The sequence below is a fragment of the Phytomonospora endophytica genome, assembly GCF_014202425.1.
Taxonomy (GTDB): domain Bacteria; phylum Actinomycetota; class Actinomycetes; order Mycobacteriales; family Micromonosporaceae; genus Phytomonospora; species Phytomonospora endophytica.
This window is the reverse complement of sequence record NZ_JACHGT010000003.1, coordinates 143,616-160,806: the sequence shown is the minus strand read 5'-3', so window position 1 is coordinate 160,806 and position 17,191 is coordinate 143,616. Positions and strand designations below refer to the sequence as shown.

The following is a 17,191-nucleotide window of genomic DNA, read 5'->3' as shown; positions in this document are numbered from 1 at the left end:
GGTGATGCATGATCGAGTTCCGGATCGACCGGCGCTCGGGAGTCAGCACCTACCTCCAGCTCGTCCACCAGGTGCGCCACGCGCTCCGGCTGGGCCTGCTGGCGCCCGGTGACCGGCTCCCGACCGCGAAAGAGGTCGTCGCGGCGACGGCCATCAACCCCAACACGGTGTTGAAGGCCTACCGCGAACTCGAACGCGAAGGACTCGTCGAGCCTCGGCCGGGGCTCGGAACCTTCGTACGCCGCTCCCTCGCCCAACCCGAGCTCGCCAGTGACGGGCCCCTGCGCACGACCCTCACCGAGTGGGTCGGCCAGGCCGTCGCCGCCGGACTCGAACGCGAAGACGTGGAGGCGCTCGTCAAGGCCGTCCTCGACGAGCGCTACTGACCACCCCGACCGAAGGATGACCGTGAGCACGATCGCTCTCGAAGCCCGCGCACTGGGCAAGAAGTACCGCCGGGCCTGGGGCCTGCGCGACTGCACCTTCCAGCTGCCCGAAGGGCGCATCGCCGCCCTCGTCGGCCCGAACGGTGCGGGAAAGAGCACCATCATGGGCCTCGCCACCGGGCTCCTGCGCCCGACCGAGGAGAGCATCGAGGTCTTCGGCCAGCGCCCCGGCGACCAGGGCAGCCCCGATGGGCTCGCCTTCCTCGGCCAGGACAAGCCGCTGTACAAGGGATTCACCGTCGCCGAGATGCTGCGCGCCGGACGCGAACTCAACGCCTCCTGGGAGCAGGAGTACGCCGAATCGCTGCTCGCCGACGCGAGGATCGACCCGGCCGCCAAGATCGGCGCGCTCTCCGGCGGGCAGCGCACCCGCGTCGCCCTCGCCGTGGCGCTGGGCCGGCGACCCCGGCTGCTGATGCTCGACGAGCCGCTCGCCGACCTCGATCCGCTCGCCCGCGAGGACGTCATGCGCTCTCTGATGGCCGAGGTCGCCGAGACCGGCATGACCGTCCTGCTGTCCTCGCACGTCATCGCCGACCTCGAAGAGGTCTGCGACCACCTCGTGCTCCTGATCGGCGGCAAAGTCGCGTTGACCGGGGACATCGACGACCTGTTGGCCGAGCACCGCCTGCTCATCGGCGCGCGCCCTGAAAGCGAACCCGACTTCGGTCCGCACACGGTGATCCAGCGCCGCGACACCCAGCGGCAGGCGACCGTGCTGCTGCGCACGACCGCGCCGGTGAACCTGCCCGACTGGGACAGCGACGAACCCAACCTGGAGGAGCTCGTCCTGTCCTATCTGCGCGTGGCCGGCGCCCAGGAGACGGGGGACTCGAAATGATCTGGCTCGCCTGGCGCCAGCAGCGCCCCATCGTAATGACCACCTTCGGCACGGTCGCCGTCGTCATGGCCGGAATGCTGATCCTGCGCCTCACGGGCGTGGCCTATATGGACGAACATGGGATCACGGGCTGCACGGTGCCCGGACCCGGCTGCGACGGCACGGCGATGAACATGTTCGCCGAGGCCTTCAGGGGACTGTGGCTGCCCCTGATCCTGATCATGTTCGCACTGCCGCCACTCGTGGGCGCCTTCACCGGCGGGCCCCTGTTCGCCCGCGAGATCGAACGGGGGACGCACGTCTTCGCGCTCACCCAGTCGGTCGGACGGACACGCTGGTGGGCGGCGAAGACCGTCGTCGGGCTTGTGCCTGTGCTGGCGGCGATGGTGCTCCTCGGCCTGGTGGCGAGCTGGTCGCTGGCCCCGCTCGCCTACGTGACGACGAGTCCCATCCGCACCCCCGGCTTCGAGACGCAAGGACTGGTCGTGGCCGCGTACACCCTGCTGGCCTTCGCCATCGGCTCGGTTGCCGGGATCCTGCTCCGCAACACGCTGGGGGCGATGGTGCTGGCGATCGCGTTCTACATCGCCCTGCTGGTCCCCGTCGGGAGCTTCCTGCGGCCCGCCTACGCCGAACCCGTGAAGGTGACGGTGAGCGTCGCCGACATGCTGGAACAGGAAGCGCCGGACGCCGACGGCTGGCAGGTCGCCTACGGATACCTCGACGCGGCCGGGAACGAGGTCGACCCCGCCATCACCCCGGACTGCGGACCGCCGGACAAGTGCATGGCCGACCAGGGGATCGTGGCGCTGTACACCCTGGGCCACCCCGCCACACGCTTCTGGCGTTTCCAGCTCACCGAGTCGGCGCTTTTCGCCGGTATCGCCGTGCTCGTCATCGCGGCCGGTTCCGCGGCCGTCCGTCGAGTACGGACCTGAGTGGACGCCGACGCCCCGGGATCCGTTCGGATCCCGGGGCGTCGGCACGTGTGCGCTCAGTCGTCGATCGGGTGCAGCACCCGGTGCAGGAAGGTGCGGGTCCGCTCGTGCTGCGGGTCTCCGATCACCTGCGCCGGGGCGCCCTCCTCGACGATCACACCGTCGTCCATGAACACGACCCGGTCGGCGACCTCGCGAGCGAAGCCCATCTCGTGGGTCACGACCAGCATCGTCATGCCCGACTCGGCGAGGTCCCGCATGACGGTCAGCACGTCGCCGACGAGCTCGGGGTCGAGCGCCGAGGTCGGCTCGTCGAAGAGCATCAGGTGCGGGCGCATGGCCAGCGCGCGGGCGATCGCCACACGCTGCTGCTGGCCGCCGGACAGACGGGCCGGGTACTCCCCGGCCTTGTCGCCGACACCGACCGACGCGAGCTGGCCGCGCGCGGTCTCCACGGCGGTCTTCTTGTCCACCTTGAGGACCTTGCGCATCGCCACGGTGACGTTCTCCAGCACCGTGAGGTGCGGGAAGAGGTTGAACTGCTGGAAGACCATGCCGATGCGGCGCCGGGCCTTGTCCAGGTCGCAGTCGCGGTGGGTGAGGACGACGCCGTCCACCTCGATCTCGCCGCGGGTCGGCCGCTCCAGCAGGTTCACGCAGCGCAGCAGCGTCGACTTGCCCGAGCCCGAGGGCCCGATCACGCACACGACCTCGCCGGGCTTGACGTCGATGTCGATGCCCTTGAGGACCTGCAGGTCACCGAAGCTCTTGTGCAGGCCGCGGATGCGGACCATGGGCCGTGCGTAGCCGTGTTCCACGACCTCTTCGGCCGTCGATTCCTCGCTCATCACCGCGTCACCTCGCCTTCGCCTGTCGGGCTTCGAGCCGCCGGACCACATAGCCCAGCGGGACCGTGATCAGCAGGTACGTCAGACCCGCGAGCACGAAGGGCGTCGAGTTGCTGTGCTCGGTGGCCAGGTCGTTGCCGATCTTGGAGAGGTCGGCGGTGCCGGCCGTGATCCCGATGGCGAACACCAGCGAGGAGTCCTTGAACAGCAGGATCAGCTCGTTGGTCAGCGGCGGGATGACGATCCGGATCGCCTGCGGCAGCACGATCGTGACCATCGCCCGCGGGGCCGACATGCCCAGCGAGCGCGCGGCCTCGATCTGCCCCTTCGGCACGGCCTGGATGCCGGCCCGGAAGGTCTCGGCCATGTAGGCCGCCGACACCAGCCCGAGTGCGAGCGCGACCGTTCCGTAGGGCGGGAACGGCAGTTCGCGATCGGGCATCGCGATCGGCAGGCCGAAGGCGAGGATGAGGAACACCAGCAGTGCCGGGACGCCGCGGAAGATCTCGATGTACCCGTGCGCGAGCAGGCGGTTCAGGCGCAGCGAGGACAGCCGCATGACGGCGATCAGCAGGCCGAGGAAGAACCCGAGCGCGTACCCGGAGACGGTGTAGATGACGGTGTTGACCAGGCCGATGGTGAACAGTTCCGGCCAGACCTTGCCGAGCATGTCAGGGTTGAAGAAGTTGTCCTGGATACGAGACCAGTCGACGACCGCGATCGCGATGACCACGACGGCGACGAGGGCCACGTACTGTCCGCCGACGCCGAAGTTGCGGCGCTGACGGGGCGTGAGCCCGGTCCGCGTGCGCGGACCGGGCTCAGCCTTGAGCGTGTCGGTCATGAGGTGGCCGGGTTCGGCGCGGTACCGATCCACTTCTGGTAGATCTCGTCGTACTTGCCGTTGGCGCGCGCCTCGGCGAGCGCGTCGTTGATCGCCTTGAGCAGGACCGGGTCGGCGGCCTTCTTGAGGCCGAAGCCGTACTGGGCGCCGGTGGTGATGCTGCCGCCGAGTTCGAAGGCGGAGCCGATCTCGGGCTTCTTCAGCCATTCGGAGATGACCGGGAGGTCCTGGAGGATCACGTCGACGGTGCCCGCCTTGAGGGCTTCGAGCTGCTTGCCGGCGTCGTTGAACTGCTTGGGGTCGAGACCGTTGTCCGTGGCGTACTGGAGGCTGGTGGTGGCGGTCTGCACGCCCAGCGTCAGGTCCTTCGACTTCACCTCGTCGATCGTCATGATCTTCTCGCCGGTCGGCGTCATGAAGGCGATGGCCTCGTCGAAGTACGGGTCGGAGAAGGTCAGGTGTTCTTTGCGCTCGTCGGTGATCGTCATGCCCGCGGCGGCCAGGTCGCAGGTGCCGGCCTCAAGGGCGGCGCCGCTCTTGATCTGGTCGAACTGCATGTCGACGATCGTCTGCGTCACGCCCAGCTTGGCGGCGGCGAGGTCGACGATGTCCACGTCGAAGCCCTGGACTTTGCCGTTGACGTCCTCCTGGAAGGGCGGGTAGGGCAGGCTCGTGCAGACCGTCAGCGCTCCCGCTTTGACCAGGGTCACCGATTCGCCCGCGGGCGTCTCGGTGGTCGACTGCTCCTTGGCGCACGCGCTCATCGCCAATGTCATGGCGAGCGCGAGCCCGCCGAATGCCGCCAGCCGGCGTCGGCGTCCAATAGCCACGGGGGCCTCCAGGTAAATAGTCATTCGGTCGAGGTTCGAGCAGTTTAGATGCGTGAATGGCTTCGCGGGGCCTCGCCGAACTGTTGTTATCAGTCTGTGCCCGAGCGCAATCGCAAGGGCAGGGCGTGGTGCCCGTGGGACTTCACGATGGGACTATGGTGGGTCCGGCGGGCGTTTCGGCGCATTGGCCGCTTTAGGGCCGTCTTGGCCGCTCAGGGCACTCGCGGGGGTGTTTCCGGCGGGCCGTTCGTCACTCTTCCGGGCGACGCCCGACGGGCCGGAAAGGGTCGGCCTTCCGTCCGCTTCGAGCGGTGTTTCGGTTCGCGTGCCGGGGATGATCCGCCGCTCGGGCCGCCATTACGCGACGACGGCGGCGATGATCGCCGTCACAGCCTGTCGGGTAGGTCGAGTGACAGTGGGACCCGGCCGCCGGAAGCTTGCGGGGTAGACCCCTGGGGGGAGCAAGCGATGGAGCCTTCGGTTCTCACCGGTCCGTCCTACATCATCTGGGACATCACCTACGCCTGTCCGTTACGGTGCGTGCACTGCTACTCGGAGTCGGGGCGCAGACCTTCCCGGCAACTTCCCTTCGACGACCTGCTGAAGATCGCCGACGCGCTGATCTCGCTGCGGCCGGCGCAGCTGGCGTTCTCCGGCGGGGAGCCGATGAGCGTGCCGGGGCTGACCCTGCTCGCCGCGCGGGTCCGCGCGGCGGGGATCGAGACGGCGCTGTACACCAGCGGCTGGGCGCTGACGGCGGACGCGGCCTGGCGGCTGATGGACGTCTTCAGCGAGATCCACGTGAGCGTCGACGGCGCCGACGCGGCCACGCATGACCGGATCCGGGGCAGGGCGGGCTCCTACGCGCGGGCGATGTCGGCGCTGGAGGCGCTGAACCGGGAGGCCGATCTGCGCTACTCGGCCGGTCAGCCGCCGTTCCGTTTCGGGATCGACAGTGTCGTCATGCGCGGCAACATCGACGGGCTCGAACGCTTCTGCCGTGAGGTGCTGCCGCGTTTCCCGATGCTGCACACGGTCCTGTTCGGTGCCGTGGTGCCGTCGGGTCTGGCCAGCCGGGCGGGTTTCGCGCGGCAGGAGCTGCTGAGCGAGGAGCAGGTCGAGCGGCTCACCGGCCAGTCCTTCCGGGCGCTGCTTCGTGGTGTGGCGCCGTCGACCGTCGACGTGCAGACCACCGGCAATCGCGAGCTCCAGATGCACCCGGATCTGATCGCCGACGGGATGGTGTTCCCGGCGATGCAGGTCGAACCGGACGGTGAGGTGCGCGCGATGCCCATCTACGAGGGCACGGTCGGCAACCTGCTGACCGAACCGGCCGCCGAGCTCTGGCGGCGCTCGGTCGAGCGCTGGAGCGATCCCTTCGTGACCTCGGTGCTGTCCGGCGCGCGGACCTGGCCGGAGTGGGCCGAGGCGACCCGCAAGATCGACGAACATTTCGGCGACGAACGGGTCCGGGCCAGAATCGCCGCACGGCCCGCCTACGCGAATCCCGGCCTCGACGGCTGAGGCGCGGTCATGGACACGACGGCGCGTCCCGGGGATCGCCTCCTCACCGACTGCGTGCGATCGGCGCTCGCCCGGCACGGCCTGGTGGACTGGCGCGTCGAACCGCGCGAGGAATGGTGCGTCGCCGAGCCTTTCGGCGGCGGTGGCCCGGTGCAGGGCTGGAAGCTGCACGTGTCGGCCACTCCCCTGTCGGCGCCGGTGGTGCTGGCCAGGGTCGCCGACATCCTCGCCCGCCGGCGCTGCCCCTTCAAGTTCGCCGCCGATCTCGACGCGGTCCGCGAGCTGGGCGCCGCGCACGCCGCCCGCGCCGGTGGCGGGAAGTTCATCACCGCCTATCCCGACGTCGACGGGGAACACTGGCGCGAGCTGGCCGCCGAGCTCGACGAGGCCACGCGTGGGCTGCCCGGTCCAGGGATCCTCTCCGACCGTCCGGTGCGGCCGGGTTCCCTCGTCCACTACCGCTTCGGCGTGTACAGCGGGGTCGAGGCCATGTCGGTGGACGGGACCTTCGAGGCGATGCTGGAGGCGCCCGACGGGACGCTCGTCCTCGATCGGCGCGAGGCGTGGTTCAGCACGCCCGACTGGGCGCCGGCCGACCCGCTGACCACTCCGCGGAAGCCGAAACCGTCCGGGGCCTCCGGTTCGGGCGGGCCGGTGCTGCTCAACGGCCGCTACCTGGTGACCGGGGCGGTGCGGCACTCCTTCACCGGTGGCGTCTTCCGCGCCACCGACCAGGGCGACGGCAACGCCGTCATCGTCAAGCAGGCGAGACGCCACAGCGGTGCCGACCTGTCCGGCGCCGATGCCCGCACGGCCCTGCGCCACGAGGCCGATCTCCTGTTGCGCTTCAACGGATCGGGACTGACCCCGGGCTTCGTGGAGACCTTCGCCCAGCAGGGCGACCAGTTCCTCGTCGAGAAGGCCATCGCCGGGCACAACCTGCGGCTGTGGATCGCTCGCAACGTGCGCGCCGACGAGGCCGACTGGGGGCCGCCTCCGGCGGTGGTCGCGCGGATAGCGCGCGGCCTGTGCGATGTCGTCGAGCGCATGCACGGCGACGGGTTCGTGCTGCGGGATCTCAACCCGGGCAACGTCATGGTCGACGCCCGTGCTCGCGTGCGGCTCATCGACCTGGAACTCGTGGCCGTTCCCGGCGAACCGGTCGTGCGGGCCTACACACCCGCCTACGGCGCCCCCGAGCAGGTCGCCGCCGAATGGCTCGCACCCGCCCCTCCCACCACCGCCGACCTCTACGGCCTCGGCGCGACGCTCTTCCACCTCGCGACCGGCATCGACCCGCAACTCGCCGACGACGAGCCCCCGGCCCGTGAACCCGCCGAGCGGATCGCGGGCTGGCTGGAACGACTCGCCGAGGGCAACGCGACCGCCGCCGCGCTGGCGCCGACGATCACCGCGCTGATGGACCCCGACCCGGCGCGCCGGCCGGACATCCCGGCCGTGCGCGCGGTCCTGTCCACACTGGACGATTCGGCGCCCGCGCCGGTCCGGCGGCGGACCGAACCGGAGCTTCCCGTCGACGGGATCGTCGGGCACCTGCTGGCGACCATGGACCTCGACGACCCCGAGCGACTGTGGCCGCAGGACGGCTTCGCCGCCCGCACCGACCCGCTCAACGTGCAGCACGGCGCCTCGGGCGTCCTCGCGGCCCTGCGGCTCGTCCGTCCCCGTGACGCCGTCCTGCGCGAGTCCCTCCGCGACATCGCCACCTGGATCGGCGCGCGCGCCGACACCGGCGGCCCCGCACTCCCCGGTGTCCACTTCGGACGCGCGGGCACCGCGTGGGCGCTGCTCGACGCCGCACTCGACCTCGACGAGCCCGAACTCGCCGACACCGCCGTCGCGCTGGCCCGCCGCCTGCCCGCCGACGCCGACAATCCCGACGTGGCGCACGGCCTCGCGGGCGCGGGACTGACCTGGCTCCACTTCGCCGCCGCCACCGGGGACGAGGACTTCACCCGCCGGGCCGTCGCCGCCGCCGAACTGCTCGCCGAACGGGCCGTGAACGACGGCGGCCTGCTCATCTGGCCGGTGCCGCGCACGTCCCCATCGCTGTTCGCGGGAACCGCGCACTACGGTTTCGCGCACGGCACCGCCGGGATCGGCGCCTTCCTGCTCTCGGTCAACCGCGCGACCGGCCGCGCCGACTTCGGCGAACTCGCCGTCGAGGCGGGCCGGAGCCTCGGCCAGCTCGCGCGGGTCGACGACGGGGCCGCGCGCTGGCCCGACGAGTCGGGCGGGCCGATCAAGAACCACTGGTGCGCCGGTTCCTCGGGCGTCGGGACCTTCCTGATCCAGCTCTGGCTGACCACGGGCGATCCACGCACCCGGAACCTCGCCGAGGCCGCCGCCTGCACAGTCCGGCGAGCGCGCCGCCACGCGGGCACCTCCCAGTGCCACGGCCTCGCCGGAGACGGGGAGTACCTGCTCGACCTGGCCGACGCCACCGGCGACGAGCGCTACCGGGAGTGGGCCGGCGAGATCGCCACCGCCCTGGCGATGCGGACCGTCGTCCGGCACGGCCGGCTCCTGGTGCCCGACGAGACCGGCGCGACGGTCCGCGCCGACTTCGGCACCGGCCTGGCCGGGGTGCTGGCCTTCCTGACGCGGCTGCGGTCCGGCGGACGCCGGCCCTGGCTGCCCGAATCGTTCACCGGAGACAGGTGAGCGCATGTCCGCCACACGTGGAAGAGAGGGGGTGAACACGATGGAATTCGATCTGGCGAAGCTCACGCCCGAAACGGACGTGGAGGCTCTTCAGGTCCTGCAGGACGAGGAGGCCGAGGTCGGCCTGTACCCGTGCAGCTACACCTGCGGCTACACCTGTCAGGTGACCTTCAAGCCCACCAAGTGATCCCCGGCCCTGTTCGGAGCACGAACCAGGTGCTCCGAACAGGGCTCCAACACCGGAGACGTTCCTGCGTCCGGCCGACGGTCCATCGTGGATGCTACGCCGTGCCGCCGGTCCGCGTGACCCCAGTGAGGAGGCCCGGGTGCCCACCGGAACCGCGTCCAGGACGGCCGCCGTCGTGCCCCGGCGGCTCAGTTTCCAGTTCTCCGCCGACGGCGAGTACGCCGCGTGCGTGCTGGCGGGCGCATCGGCGCGGCCGCTGGTCGAGGCCTGGTCGCTGGCCGGTCCGCGCGCGCGGTCGCGGCTGATGCCCGTCGACGGTGTGCCCGTGGACGGGACGCAACTGGTGCCCTGCGCCGACGGCCGTGTCCTGGCGCTCTTGAACGGTCACGCCGGCCACCGGCTGAACGTCTTGTCGCCGCACGGTTCGCGGCCCGTCGGGGAACTGCCGGGCGAGGCCCTGCGCGGTCTGCCCAGCCGGGACCCGGAGGTGCTGGCATGGCTGCTGTCGTGCGAGGACGGGGAACGCACGACCCTCTTCGCCGTCGAACCCACGGGGCTGGCCTGCCGTGAGGTGGCGGGCTTCGCCGGCCGAGTGGCCGGACCGGTGTGGTGGGACGCGGCGGGGTGTTCCCTGACCGCGACCGTCGTCAACGCCGGTGGACGACGGGTCGTGCGCGTCGACGCCCCGTCGGGCAACGCGAGAGTGGACCGCTGGCCCGTGGTGCCGCTGGCGGTGTCGCCGCACGGGACCGTGCTGGGCACGGCGACCGGCCCGCGCGGAACGGTCGTCGGCTGGTTCGATCCCGGCGGCACCAGCCTGCGCTGCCCGCCCGGCCTGAACGGGCTCGCGGGATGCCTGCGACCGCTGGCCTTCGATCCCACCGGGACCAGGCTCGCCCTTCGGGTCACCGAGGGCGCGCGTTCCCGGCTGCTGATCGGCGAGGCCGGATCCGACGATCTCCGCGAGGTCACGCTGCCACCGGGGGTGATCCGTGCCGCGGGATGGGGACGGCGCGGCCTGCACCTGGTGTTCACAACCCCGGCCGATCCGGCGACGGTGGCCACCGTGGACGGAGAGGGGCGCCTGGCGCCCCTCTCTCCGCGCGTCGGTGCGGGACCGACGGCGGCGCTCAAGAGCTTTCCCGGGCCGGCCGGCCCGATCGAGGCCGTCTGTTACGGCGACCACCGCACGGCCCGCACGGTGGTCCTGGCCCTGCACGGCGGACCGGAAGGCGCCTGGGAGTTCGCCTGGGAACCGGTGTTGCGCGCCTGCGCCGACGCCGGGATCGCCGTGGTGGCCCCGAACCAGCGCGGCAGCATCGGCTACGGCCCGGCGCACCGCCACGCCGCCGACGGCGCCTGGGGTGGTCCCGACCTCGAAGACGTGCTCCATCTCGGCCGCGCGATCGCCGGCGAGCGCGACGGACGCCCGGCCGCGCTGCTCGGGACGAGCTACGGCGCCTTCCTCGCGCTGCTCGCCGCCGCGGCCGAGCCGGGCGGCTGGACGCGCTGCGCGGCACTGGCGCCCTTCCTGTCGGCGGAGCGCCTGCACGCCGACGCCAACGAGCAGGTGCGGGCGATGATCGACCGGCTGAAAGGGCGGACCGCGATCACCGACGCGCTCGGAACACGCGACCTCGACATCCTCGCCGCACGTGTCGAGGTACCGGTCTTCTGCGCGCACGGCGGCCACGACGAGGTCATCCCGGCCGCGCACTCGCGGCGGATCGTCGAGCGCCTCCTCGGATCCGGGCGGCTGCGGCCCGCCGACGTGCGATACCGGGAACCCGCCGGAGCCGGTCACGACCCGCTCGACGGTCCCGGGGGCGCCGCCCTCACCGCCGAACTCGTCGCCTTCCTGGACGGGAGCGCGTGATGGCCGAGACCCTCCCCCCACGCGACCGCCTGCGCCTCGTCCGGCTGATCCGGCTGGCGCCGCTCGCGGCGGTGGCGTCCCTGCTGTGCGAGGTCGTCGTGCAGGCGACGTCCCTGCTGATCCCCGTGGTGTTGGCGGGAGTGGTCGACACGGTCGTGCGCGGGTCCACGCCCGGGCGCGCGCTGGCCCTGCTCGCGGCGCTGCTCACGGTACGGGTGCTGTGCGAGGCGGCGGGCGGACTGGCCGACGCCTCGGCGAGCACGGGGGTCACCGCCCGCCTGCGGGAGCGGCTCGTCCGGCACGTTCTCGCCTCGGGGATTCCGGGAATCCGGCGGCACCACACCGGTGACCTGGTGGCGCGGCTGACGGCCAACACGGCCGCGGCCGGTCACGCCGTCCCGGCCTTGGCGTACATGGTCCTGACGTCGCTGACCACGCTCGGCGGGCTGGTGGCGCTGTGGCTGCTCGACTGGCGGCTCGGTGTGGTGTTCCTGGCCGGGGCCGTCCCGTCGGTCTATCTACTGCGCAGGCTCACCCGGGACGTGACCGACCGCTACGCCGGCTACCTGGAAAAACTCGGCGACATCGCCGGACGGCTCACCGACGCGCTGACCGGGGCGCGCACCATCCGCGCCACCGGCACCGCCGGGCGCGAGATCGAGCGGGTCCTGGCGCCCCTGCCCGGCCTGCGCGCGGCGGGCGCCTCGACCTGGGACGCGCAGCGCGCGATCGCGTGGAAGATCGACACGGTCATCACGGTGTTCCGGCTCGGTGTCCTCGCCGTCGCGGGTGCGGGCCTGGCGGCCGGGCGGCTGACGCCGGGTGACTTCCTGGCCGCCGCGATGTACTTGACGATCGCGCTGGGCTTCCTCGATCAGGTCGACAATCTCGTCACCCTCGCCGAGGCCGACGCCAACGCCGAGCGGGTCACCGGCCTGCTCGCCGAACCCGTGCCCGCCGTGCCGACCGCCGACGGGCCGCCGCCCGGGCCGGGCGCGCTGTCCTTCCACGGTGTGCACGTGTCGCACGACGACCGGGTCGTGCTCGACGGCCTCGACCTCGCCGTTCCGGCCGGGGCGGCGGTGGCCGTCGTCGGCCGTTCGGGCGCCGGGAAGACGACCCTCGCGCTGCTCGCCGGCGGCCTCGTCCCGCCCGACGACGGCGAGGTCCGTCTCGACGGTGTACCGCTCACCCGGATCCCGGGCGCGCGGTTGCGGCGGGAGTTCGCCTACGCCTTCGACCGTCCGGTCCTGCTCGGGAGCACCGTCGCCGACGCGATCGCCTACGGCGACGGCGATCCCGGCCCCGAACGGATCCGGGCCGCCGCCCGGGCCGCGCGTGCCGAGGAGTTCGTCGACCGCCTCCCCGGTGGATTCGACACTCCACTGTCGACGGCACCGCTGTCCGGTGGGGAAACGCAACGCCTCGGTCTGGCGCGCGCGCTGGCCCGCGATGGGACCGTCCTGGTCCTCGACGACGCCACGTCCAGCCTCGACACCGCGACCGAGGCGCAGGTCGCCGACGCGCTCACCACCGCCGCAAGGGGACGCACACGGCTCATCGTCGCCCACCGCGCGGCCACCGCGGCACGCGCGGACCTGGTGGCGTGGCTGGAGAACGGACGTGTGCGATCCCTCGCGCCCCACCGTCGCCTGTGGACGGACGAGCCGGAGTACCGCGAGGTCTTCGCCGATGAGGGGACCGCGCGATGAGCCCCGGAACCGCCCTTCTCCTGGGCGCGATGCGCGAGCACCGGCCCGCACTCGCACGACTGGCCGCCTGGTCGGCGGTGGAGGCCGTGCCCGCACTGGTCTCGGGACTCCTCCTCGCCGCCGCGACCGACCACTTCATCGCCGGGCGCCTGTGGACCGGTCTCGGCGCACTCGGCCTGCTCCTCACCGCTTCGCTCGTCGGCGTGACCGCCACCCGGCGGTTGTTCCCCTACTTGACGGCGATCGTCGAACCCGTGCGCGACGCCCTGCTCACCGCCGCCGTCACCGGGGCAGTCGCCTCGGCGGCCCGGGCCGGTACCGGCGACGCCTCGGCGGTGGCGCGCCTGACCGGGCAGGTGCAGTCGGTCCGCAACCTGCTCTTCGCGCTCCTGCGGACCGTCCGGCAGATCGCGTTCACCGTCCTGGCCGCACTCGTCGGCCTCGCCCTGCTGGCCCCGTTGGCAGCCGCGATCAGCGCCGCCGCCGTCGCCCTCGCGCTCGGTCTCTTCGCGCTCGTGCTCCCCGGCCTGGCCCGCCGGCACCGAGCCGTGCTGCTCGCCGGAGAGGACGTCGCCGCCGAAGCCGGAACCGTCCTGCACGGCGCCCGCGACGTGATCGCCGGCGGCGCCACGGATCGAGCCGCTCGTGACGTCGACGTCCGCGTCCACGCCGAGGCGCGACTCACCCGTGTCCTCGCGCGCGTGTTCGCCTCCCGTCACCTGCTGGTCTTCCTCGGTGGGCAGCTGCCGGTGGTGGCCGTGCTGGCCGCTTCACCGTGGCTGCTGCGAGACGGGCGCCTGTCCCCCGGAGAGGTCGTCGGTGCCGTCGCCTACCTCTCGGTGAGCCTCGAACCGGCCCTGCGCGGCGTCATCGGTCTCCTCGGCGGCTGGGGACTCGATCTCTACGTCAACCTCACCAGGCTCGGAGAGACCTTCGCGCCCGAAGCGGCACCCTCCCAAGAGGACGGTCCGGCGGTGCGGGCGGCCACGGGCGGGCTCAGTGCCCGCGGTCTCACCTTCGCCTACGGCGAACGGGCCGCGCCCGTCGTCGACGGTCTCGACCTCGACGTCGGCGAAGGCGGCCACCTCGCGATCGTCGGCGCCAGCGGGATCGGCAAGTCCACCCTCGCCGACCTGCTCTGCGGCCTGCTCACACCCCGGCGTGGCCGGGTCCTGCTCGCCGGACGCGACCTGCGCACGATCCCGGACGCCGTGCTGCGCCGGACGATCGCGCTGATCCCGCAGGAGGCATACGTCTTCACCGGCACCCTCGCCGAGAACATCGGCCAGCTCGCGCCCGGCGCCGACGAGACGGCCCTGCGCCGGGCCGCGGAGGCGGTCGGGCTCGGCGCACTCCTCGACCGCGCCGACGGACTGTCCACGAGGGTCGGCACGGGCGGGCTCGAACTCTCGGCGGGCGAACGTCAGCTCGTCGCCCTCGCCCGTGTCCACGCCTCACCCGCCCGGATCGTGATCCTCGACGAGGCCACGTGCCACCTCGATCCGCGCGCCGAGGAGCGCGCCGAGAACGCCTTCGCCGAACGGCCCGGCGCGCTGGTCGTCATCGCCCACCGGATCAGTTCGGCGCGGCGGGCCGACCGCGTGCTCCTCCTCGACGGGACCCGCGCCCACGTCGGCACCGACGCCGAACTGGGCGCGAACTGCCCGCCCTACGCCACCCTCACCGGCTTCTGGGACGAAGGCGCCGGGATCACTCCCGTCCGCTCGACCAGCGGTCGATGACGCCGTCGAGGATGTCGAGCGGGACCGAACCGTGCGACAGGACCCGGTGGTGGAACTCGCGCAGGTCGAAGCCCGCACCCATCGCCGCCTCCGCGCGCTCCCGCGCCCGGCGGATGCTCAGCCGCCCCACCATGTAGGCGAGCGCCTGGCCGGGCCAGGCGATGTAGCGGTCGATCTCGTTGGTGATGTTCGCCTCCGACAGGGCGGTGTTGTCGCGCATGTACGCCAGCGCGCGCTCGCGGGACCAGCCGTAGTGGTGCATCCCGGTGTCGACGACGAGGCGGCAGGCGCGCCAGGCGTCGAAGGAGACCATGCCGAGGCGGGAGAGCTCGCTGGTGTAGAGGCCCATCTCCTCGGTGAGGCGTTCGCTGTAGAGGCCCCAGCCCTCGGAGTGGGCGGTGACGTAGGCGAAGCGGCGGAATTCGGGGAGGTCGCCGAGTGACTGGCTGAGGGCGAACTGGAGGTGGTGCCCGGGGACCGACTCGTGGAAGGCGAGGACCTCGTACTCGAAGCGGGTGCGCAGGTCGGGCCGGTGGGTGTTGACGACGTGGGCGCCCGGACGGCTCCCGTCGGCGGCGGGCGCGAGGTAGTAGCCGAGGACGTTGCCGGCGGCCTCGGCCGGGTCCATCTCGCGGACCACGCAGGGCGCGATGTCGTAGCGGCGGAACCAGTCGGGCAGGGCCTCTTCGGCGCGGCGGAGGGCGACGGTGACGGTCTCGACGATCTCGGCGGCCGCGGTGAAGCGCAGGGCGGGGTCTTCACGCAGCCGGTGCAGGACCTCGGCGGTGTCATCGACGCCGAGGGCGCGGCCACCGCGTTCGGCGAACTCCTCGCGGAGCCCGGCGACGAGGGCGAGGCCGGTCTCGTGCAGTTCCTCGGGGCTCAGGTCGGTGGTGGTGTGAGCGCGGGCGGCGTTGCGGTAGGCGACGTCGCCGCCGGGGACGTTGCCGACGCCGACCTCGCCGGAGCCGCGTCCGACGGGCAGCAGCTCCTCGGCGAGCGCGGTCCGGTGCCGGGCGATGGCGGGCCGGACCGCGGACTCGATGATCTCGGCGGCCCGCGCGCGCCAGGCGGCCGGGTCGGGGGCGCCGGTGGGGTCGGGCCGCAGGAAGGGGTCGGTGCCGAGGGGTCCGGTCAGGTAGCCGTCGAGCTGGGCGATGGTCTGGCGGACGCCGAGGGCTGTCGGGAAACGTCCGTCGGCCTTGGCGTCGAGGTGGCGGCGGGTGAGGGCGTCGAAGTATCCGCCGAGCCCGGAGAGGCGGGTCAGGTAGGCCTCGGCGCGTTCGGGGTCGGACACGTTGGCCATCGGCAGGCAGGCCACCATCTCGGAGAAGACGCCCGAGGTGGTGGCGCTGACGCCGACCTCGGTGATGCCGTCGTCGAGGGCGTCGCGCTTGTCGCGGATGAGGCGGGCGAGCATGTCACGGGTGATGCGGTCCTCGCCGGTGAGACCTTCGGCGTCGATGCCGTCGAGCCGTCCGCCGAGGCGGGCGAGGTCGTCGCGCTGGGCCCGCGCGGCGGCGCGGCTCGGGTCCGGGAGCTCGGCGTCGTAGCCGGGCACGCCGTCGGTGGAGGCGTAGACCGGTTCGGCGGCACAGTTCGCCTCGAAGTAGTCGCGGGCCAGATCGTCGAGTGCGCTTGTCATGAGCCGATCGCCTCCAATGCCTTACATCCGTCGCTGCTGTGGAAGGTTATCCGGCTCCGCCGCGGTCGCGGCCGACCCGTGCGGGAATATCCGCGTGCGCATGGGACCCCGCGTCTGCTTGGGTGACGAACGTGGACGCTTCCCAGATGACCGAGGTCGTGGACGACGTGGCCCGCGTGATCGGCGTGCGGGTCGCTCTTCTCGATCGCCTGGCCGGAGGCGCCAACGGCGGTGCCACCCGCGTCCGCCTGGCCGGACGGGCCAACGCGGTTCTCAAAGCCGTGCCCCGGGCACATCCCGGCCATCTGGACGAGCTGTCGCGAGCCCGGCGAGTCGTCGAGCACATGCGTGGGCGCGGCTATCCCACCCCGGCCTGGCTCGGCGTGGGGGCCACGGCCACTCATGTCTGGCATCTGATGGACTTCGTCGACGCGCCTCCCGCGCCGGAGCTGACCCCGTCCCTCATCGAACAGCTGATGGACGTCATCGAACTCCAGGCCGGCCAGGCCTCCGAGCCCTACGACCACTGGTCGTACGCCTGGCGCGTCGCCACCGGTCAGGGAACCGGACCGGCCGTCGACGAGACGCCGGAGCAGTCGCGTCTCCGCGAGGCCCTCGCCGGGCTCCCAAGCCACTCCACAGCGGTGTCGGCACTGGTCGAGCGCCTGCGGCTGGTGTGCGCCGACGTCCCGCCACCACCGGCGGCACCCGACATGGTCCACGCCGATCTCGCGACCCCCGGCAACGTCCTGGTCCGTGACGGGGCGGTGGTGGCGGTCGTGGACGTCGGCAACGCCGGCAGCGGAACGCGGGCGACCGATCTCACCACCCTCGTCTGGTACACCTTCCGCGATCCGCTGCTCGACGGGGTACGAAGGCGGCTGTGGGCGAAGGTCCTCGACCTGGTCGGCGCTGAGGGATCGGCGATGCTCGCGGCGACGCACATCCTCCACATGCTCGACATCCCCATCCGAGAGGGACGCCACGATGCCGTTCCAGGGGTGGTCGAGCGCGGCCATCGCACCCTCGACGAGCTGAACGCGCTTCGCTGACCGTCACCGGCGGGGACGGTG

The 17,191-nt window shown here is 72.2% G+C and carries 14 protein-coding genes; 10 read left to right on the top strand and 4 right to left on the bottom strand.

Annotated elements, in window-relative coordinates; all coding sequences use genetic code 11:
* Nucleotides 1-8 precede the first annotated feature (8 nt).
* From HNR73_RS07020 to HNR73_RS07010, 3 genes are read left to right on the top strand one after another with little or no spacing between them, the layout of a single operon-like run.
* Nucleotides 9-386, top strand: coding sequence for a GntR family transcriptional regulator (locus HNR73_RS07020; RefSeq protein ID WP_184786484.1), 378 nt, complete (start codon nucleotides 9-11; stop codon nucleotides 384-386).
* A 16-nt stretch (nucleotides 387-402) separates the two neighbouring features.
* Complete coding sequence (locus HNR73_RS07015; RefSeq protein WP_184786483.1) at nucleotides 403-1,287, top strand: ABC transporter ATP-binding protein; 885 nt, start codon at nucleotides 403-405, stop codon at nucleotides 1,285-1,287.
* Between the two features lie 35 nt (nucleotides 1,288-1,322).
* Nucleotides 1,323-2,225 (top strand): ABC transporter permease, encoded by a 903-nt coding sequence (locus HNR73_RS07010; RefSeq protein WP_184786482.1) that lies wholly within the window; start codon nucleotides 1,323-1,325, stop codon nucleotides 2,223-2,225.
* Between the two features lie 56 nt (nucleotides 2,226-2,281).
* Here HNR73_RS07010 and HNR73_RS07005 read toward each other — a convergent pair whose 3' ends face one another.
* From HNR73_RS07005 to HNR73_RS06995, 3 genes are read right to left on the bottom strand one after another with little or no spacing between them, the layout of a single operon-like run.
* Entirely contained in the window at nucleotides 2,282-3,073 is a 792-nt protein-coding gene (locus HNR73_RS07005) for an amino acid ABC transporter ATP-binding protein (protein WP_275414552.1), read from the bottom strand.
* Nucleotides 3,074-3,080: 7 nt separating this feature from the next.
* Entirely contained in the window at nucleotides 3,081-3,950 is an 870-nt protein-coding gene (locus tag HNR73_RS07000) for an amino acid ABC transporter permease (RefSeq protein ID WP_239121986.1), read from the bottom strand.
* Nucleotides 3,914-4,771 carry an ABC transporter substrate-binding protein gene (locus HNR73_RS06995; protein ID WP_184786481.1) on the bottom strand — a complete coding sequence of 286 codons (858 nt, stop codon included), beginning with the start codon at nucleotides 4,769-4,771 and terminating at the stop codon, nucleotides 3,914-3,916. Before HNR73_RS06995 ends, HNR73_RS07000 begins: the two co-directional genes overlap by 37 nt.
* Before the next feature lie 444 nt (nucleotides 4,772-5,215).
* Here HNR73_RS06995 and HNR73_RS06990 point away from each other — a divergent pair, with 444 nt between their 5' ends.
* From HNR73_RS06990 to HNR73_RS06965, 6 genes are all read left to right on the top strand, one after another.
* The gene (locus HNR73_RS06990; protein WP_184786480.1) at nucleotides 5,216-6,271 is read left to right on the top strand and encodes a radical SAM protein; all 1,056 of its coding nucleotides are present in this window, start codon (nucleotides 5,216-5,218) and stop codon (nucleotides 6,269-6,271) included.
* 9 nt (nucleotides 6,272-6,280) lie between these two features.
* On the top strand, nucleotides 6,281-8,956 hold the full coding sequence (gene lanL / locus HNR73_RS06985) for a class IV lanthionine synthetase LanL (protein WP_184786479.1): 2,676 nt from the start codon (nucleotides 6,281-6,283) through the stop codon (nucleotides 8,954-8,956).
* Nucleotides 8,957-8,996: 40 nt separating this feature from the next.
* Nucleotides 8,997-9,143 (top strand): hypothetical protein, encoded by a 147-nt coding sequence (locus HNR73_RS06980; protein WP_184786478.1) that lies wholly within the window; start codon nucleotides 8,997-8,999, stop codon nucleotides 9,141-9,143.
* 139 nt (nucleotides 9,144-9,282) lie between these two features.
* On the top strand, nucleotides 9,283-11,019 hold the full coding sequence (locus tag HNR73_RS06975; protein ID WP_184786477.1) for an alpha/beta hydrolase family protein: 1,737 nt from the start codon (nucleotides 9,283-9,285) through the stop codon (nucleotides 11,017-11,019).
* Nucleotides 11,019-12,731, top strand: coding sequence for an ATP-binding cassette domain-containing protein (locus HNR73_RS06970; RefSeq protein ID WP_184786476.1), 1,713 nt, complete (start codon nucleotides 11,019-11,021; stop codon nucleotides 12,729-12,731). The genes HNR73_RS06975 and HNR73_RS06970 overlap by 1 nt, the downstream gene beginning before the upstream one ends.
* Nucleotides 12,728-14,473, top strand: coding sequence for an ATP-binding cassette domain-containing protein (locus tag HNR73_RS06965; RefSeq protein WP_184786475.1), 1,746 nt, complete (start codon nucleotides 12,728-12,730; stop codon nucleotides 14,471-14,473). The genes HNR73_RS06970 and HNR73_RS06965 overlap by 4 nt, the downstream gene beginning before the upstream one ends.
* On the opposite strand, the gene HNR73_RS06960 is transcribed toward HNR73_RS06965, so the two are convergent.
* Entirely contained in the window at nucleotides 14,442-16,118 is a 1,677-nt protein-coding gene (locus HNR73_RS06960; protein WP_184786474.1) for a DUF885 domain-containing protein, read from the bottom strand. The two genes, HNR73_RS06965 and HNR73_RS06960, sit on opposite strands and share 32 nt — an antisense overlap.
* A 146-nt stretch (nucleotides 16,119-16,264) precedes the next feature.
* Here HNR73_RS06960 and HNR73_RS06955 point away from each other — a divergent pair, with 146 nt between their 5' ends.
* A complete protein-coding gene (locus HNR73_RS06955; RefSeq protein WP_184786473.1) occupies nucleotides 16,265-17,170 on the top strand; it encodes a phosphotransferase in 906 nt (301 codons plus the stop codon).
* Nucleotides 17,171-17,191 lie beyond the last annotated feature (21 nt).

Excerpts from the sequence above, each read along its gene's own strand:
- HNR73_RS06990 (WP_184786480.1), top strand. The coding sequence starts at position 5,216 with ATGGAGCCTTCGGTTCTCACCGGTCCGTCCTACATCATCTGGGACATC.
- lanL (WP_184786479.1), top strand. The coding sequence starts at position 6,281 with ATGGACACGACGGCGCGTCCCGGGGATCGCCTCCTCACCGACTGCGTG.
- HNR73_RS07015 (WP_184786483.1), top strand. The coding sequence starts at position 403 with ATGACCGTGAGCACGATCGCTCTCGAAGCCCGCGCACTGGGCAAGAAG.
- HNR73_RS07005 (WP_275414552.1), bottom strand. The coding sequence starts at position 3,073 with ATGAGCGAGGAATCGACGGCCGAAGAGGTCGTGGAACACGGCTACGCA.
- HNR73_RS06960 (WP_184786474.1), bottom strand. The coding sequence starts at position 16,118 with ATGACAAGCGCACTCGACGATCTGGCCCGCGACTACTTCGAGGCGAAC.
- HNR73_RS07010 (WP_184786482.1), top strand. The coding sequence starts at position 1,323 with ATGACCACCTTCGGCACGGTCGCCGTCGTCATGGCCGGAATGCTGATC.
- HNR73_RS06995 (WP_184786481.1), bottom strand. The coding sequence starts at position 4,771 with ATGACTATTTACCTGGAGGCCCCCGTGGCTATTGGACGCCGACGCCGG.
- HNR73_RS06955 (WP_184786473.1), top strand. The coding sequence starts at position 16,265 with ATGACCGAGGTCGTGGACGACGTGGCCCGCGTGATCGGCGTGCGGGTC.
- HNR73_RS06965 (WP_184786475.1), top strand. The coding sequence starts at position 12,728 with ATGAGCCCCGGAACCGCCCTTCTCCTGGGCGCGATGCGCGAGCACCGG.
- HNR73_RS06970 (WP_184786476.1), top strand. The coding sequence starts at position 11,019 with ATGGCCGAGACCCTCCCCCCACGCGACCGCCTGCGCCTCGTCCGGCTG.
- HNR73_RS06980 (WP_184786478.1), top strand. The coding sequence starts at position 8,997 with ATGGAATTCGATCTGGCGAAGCTCACGCCCGAAACGGACGTGGAGGCT.
- HNR73_RS07020 (WP_184786484.1), top strand. The coding sequence starts at position 9 with ATGATCGAGTTCCGGATCGACCGGCGCTCGGGAGTCAGCACCTACCTC.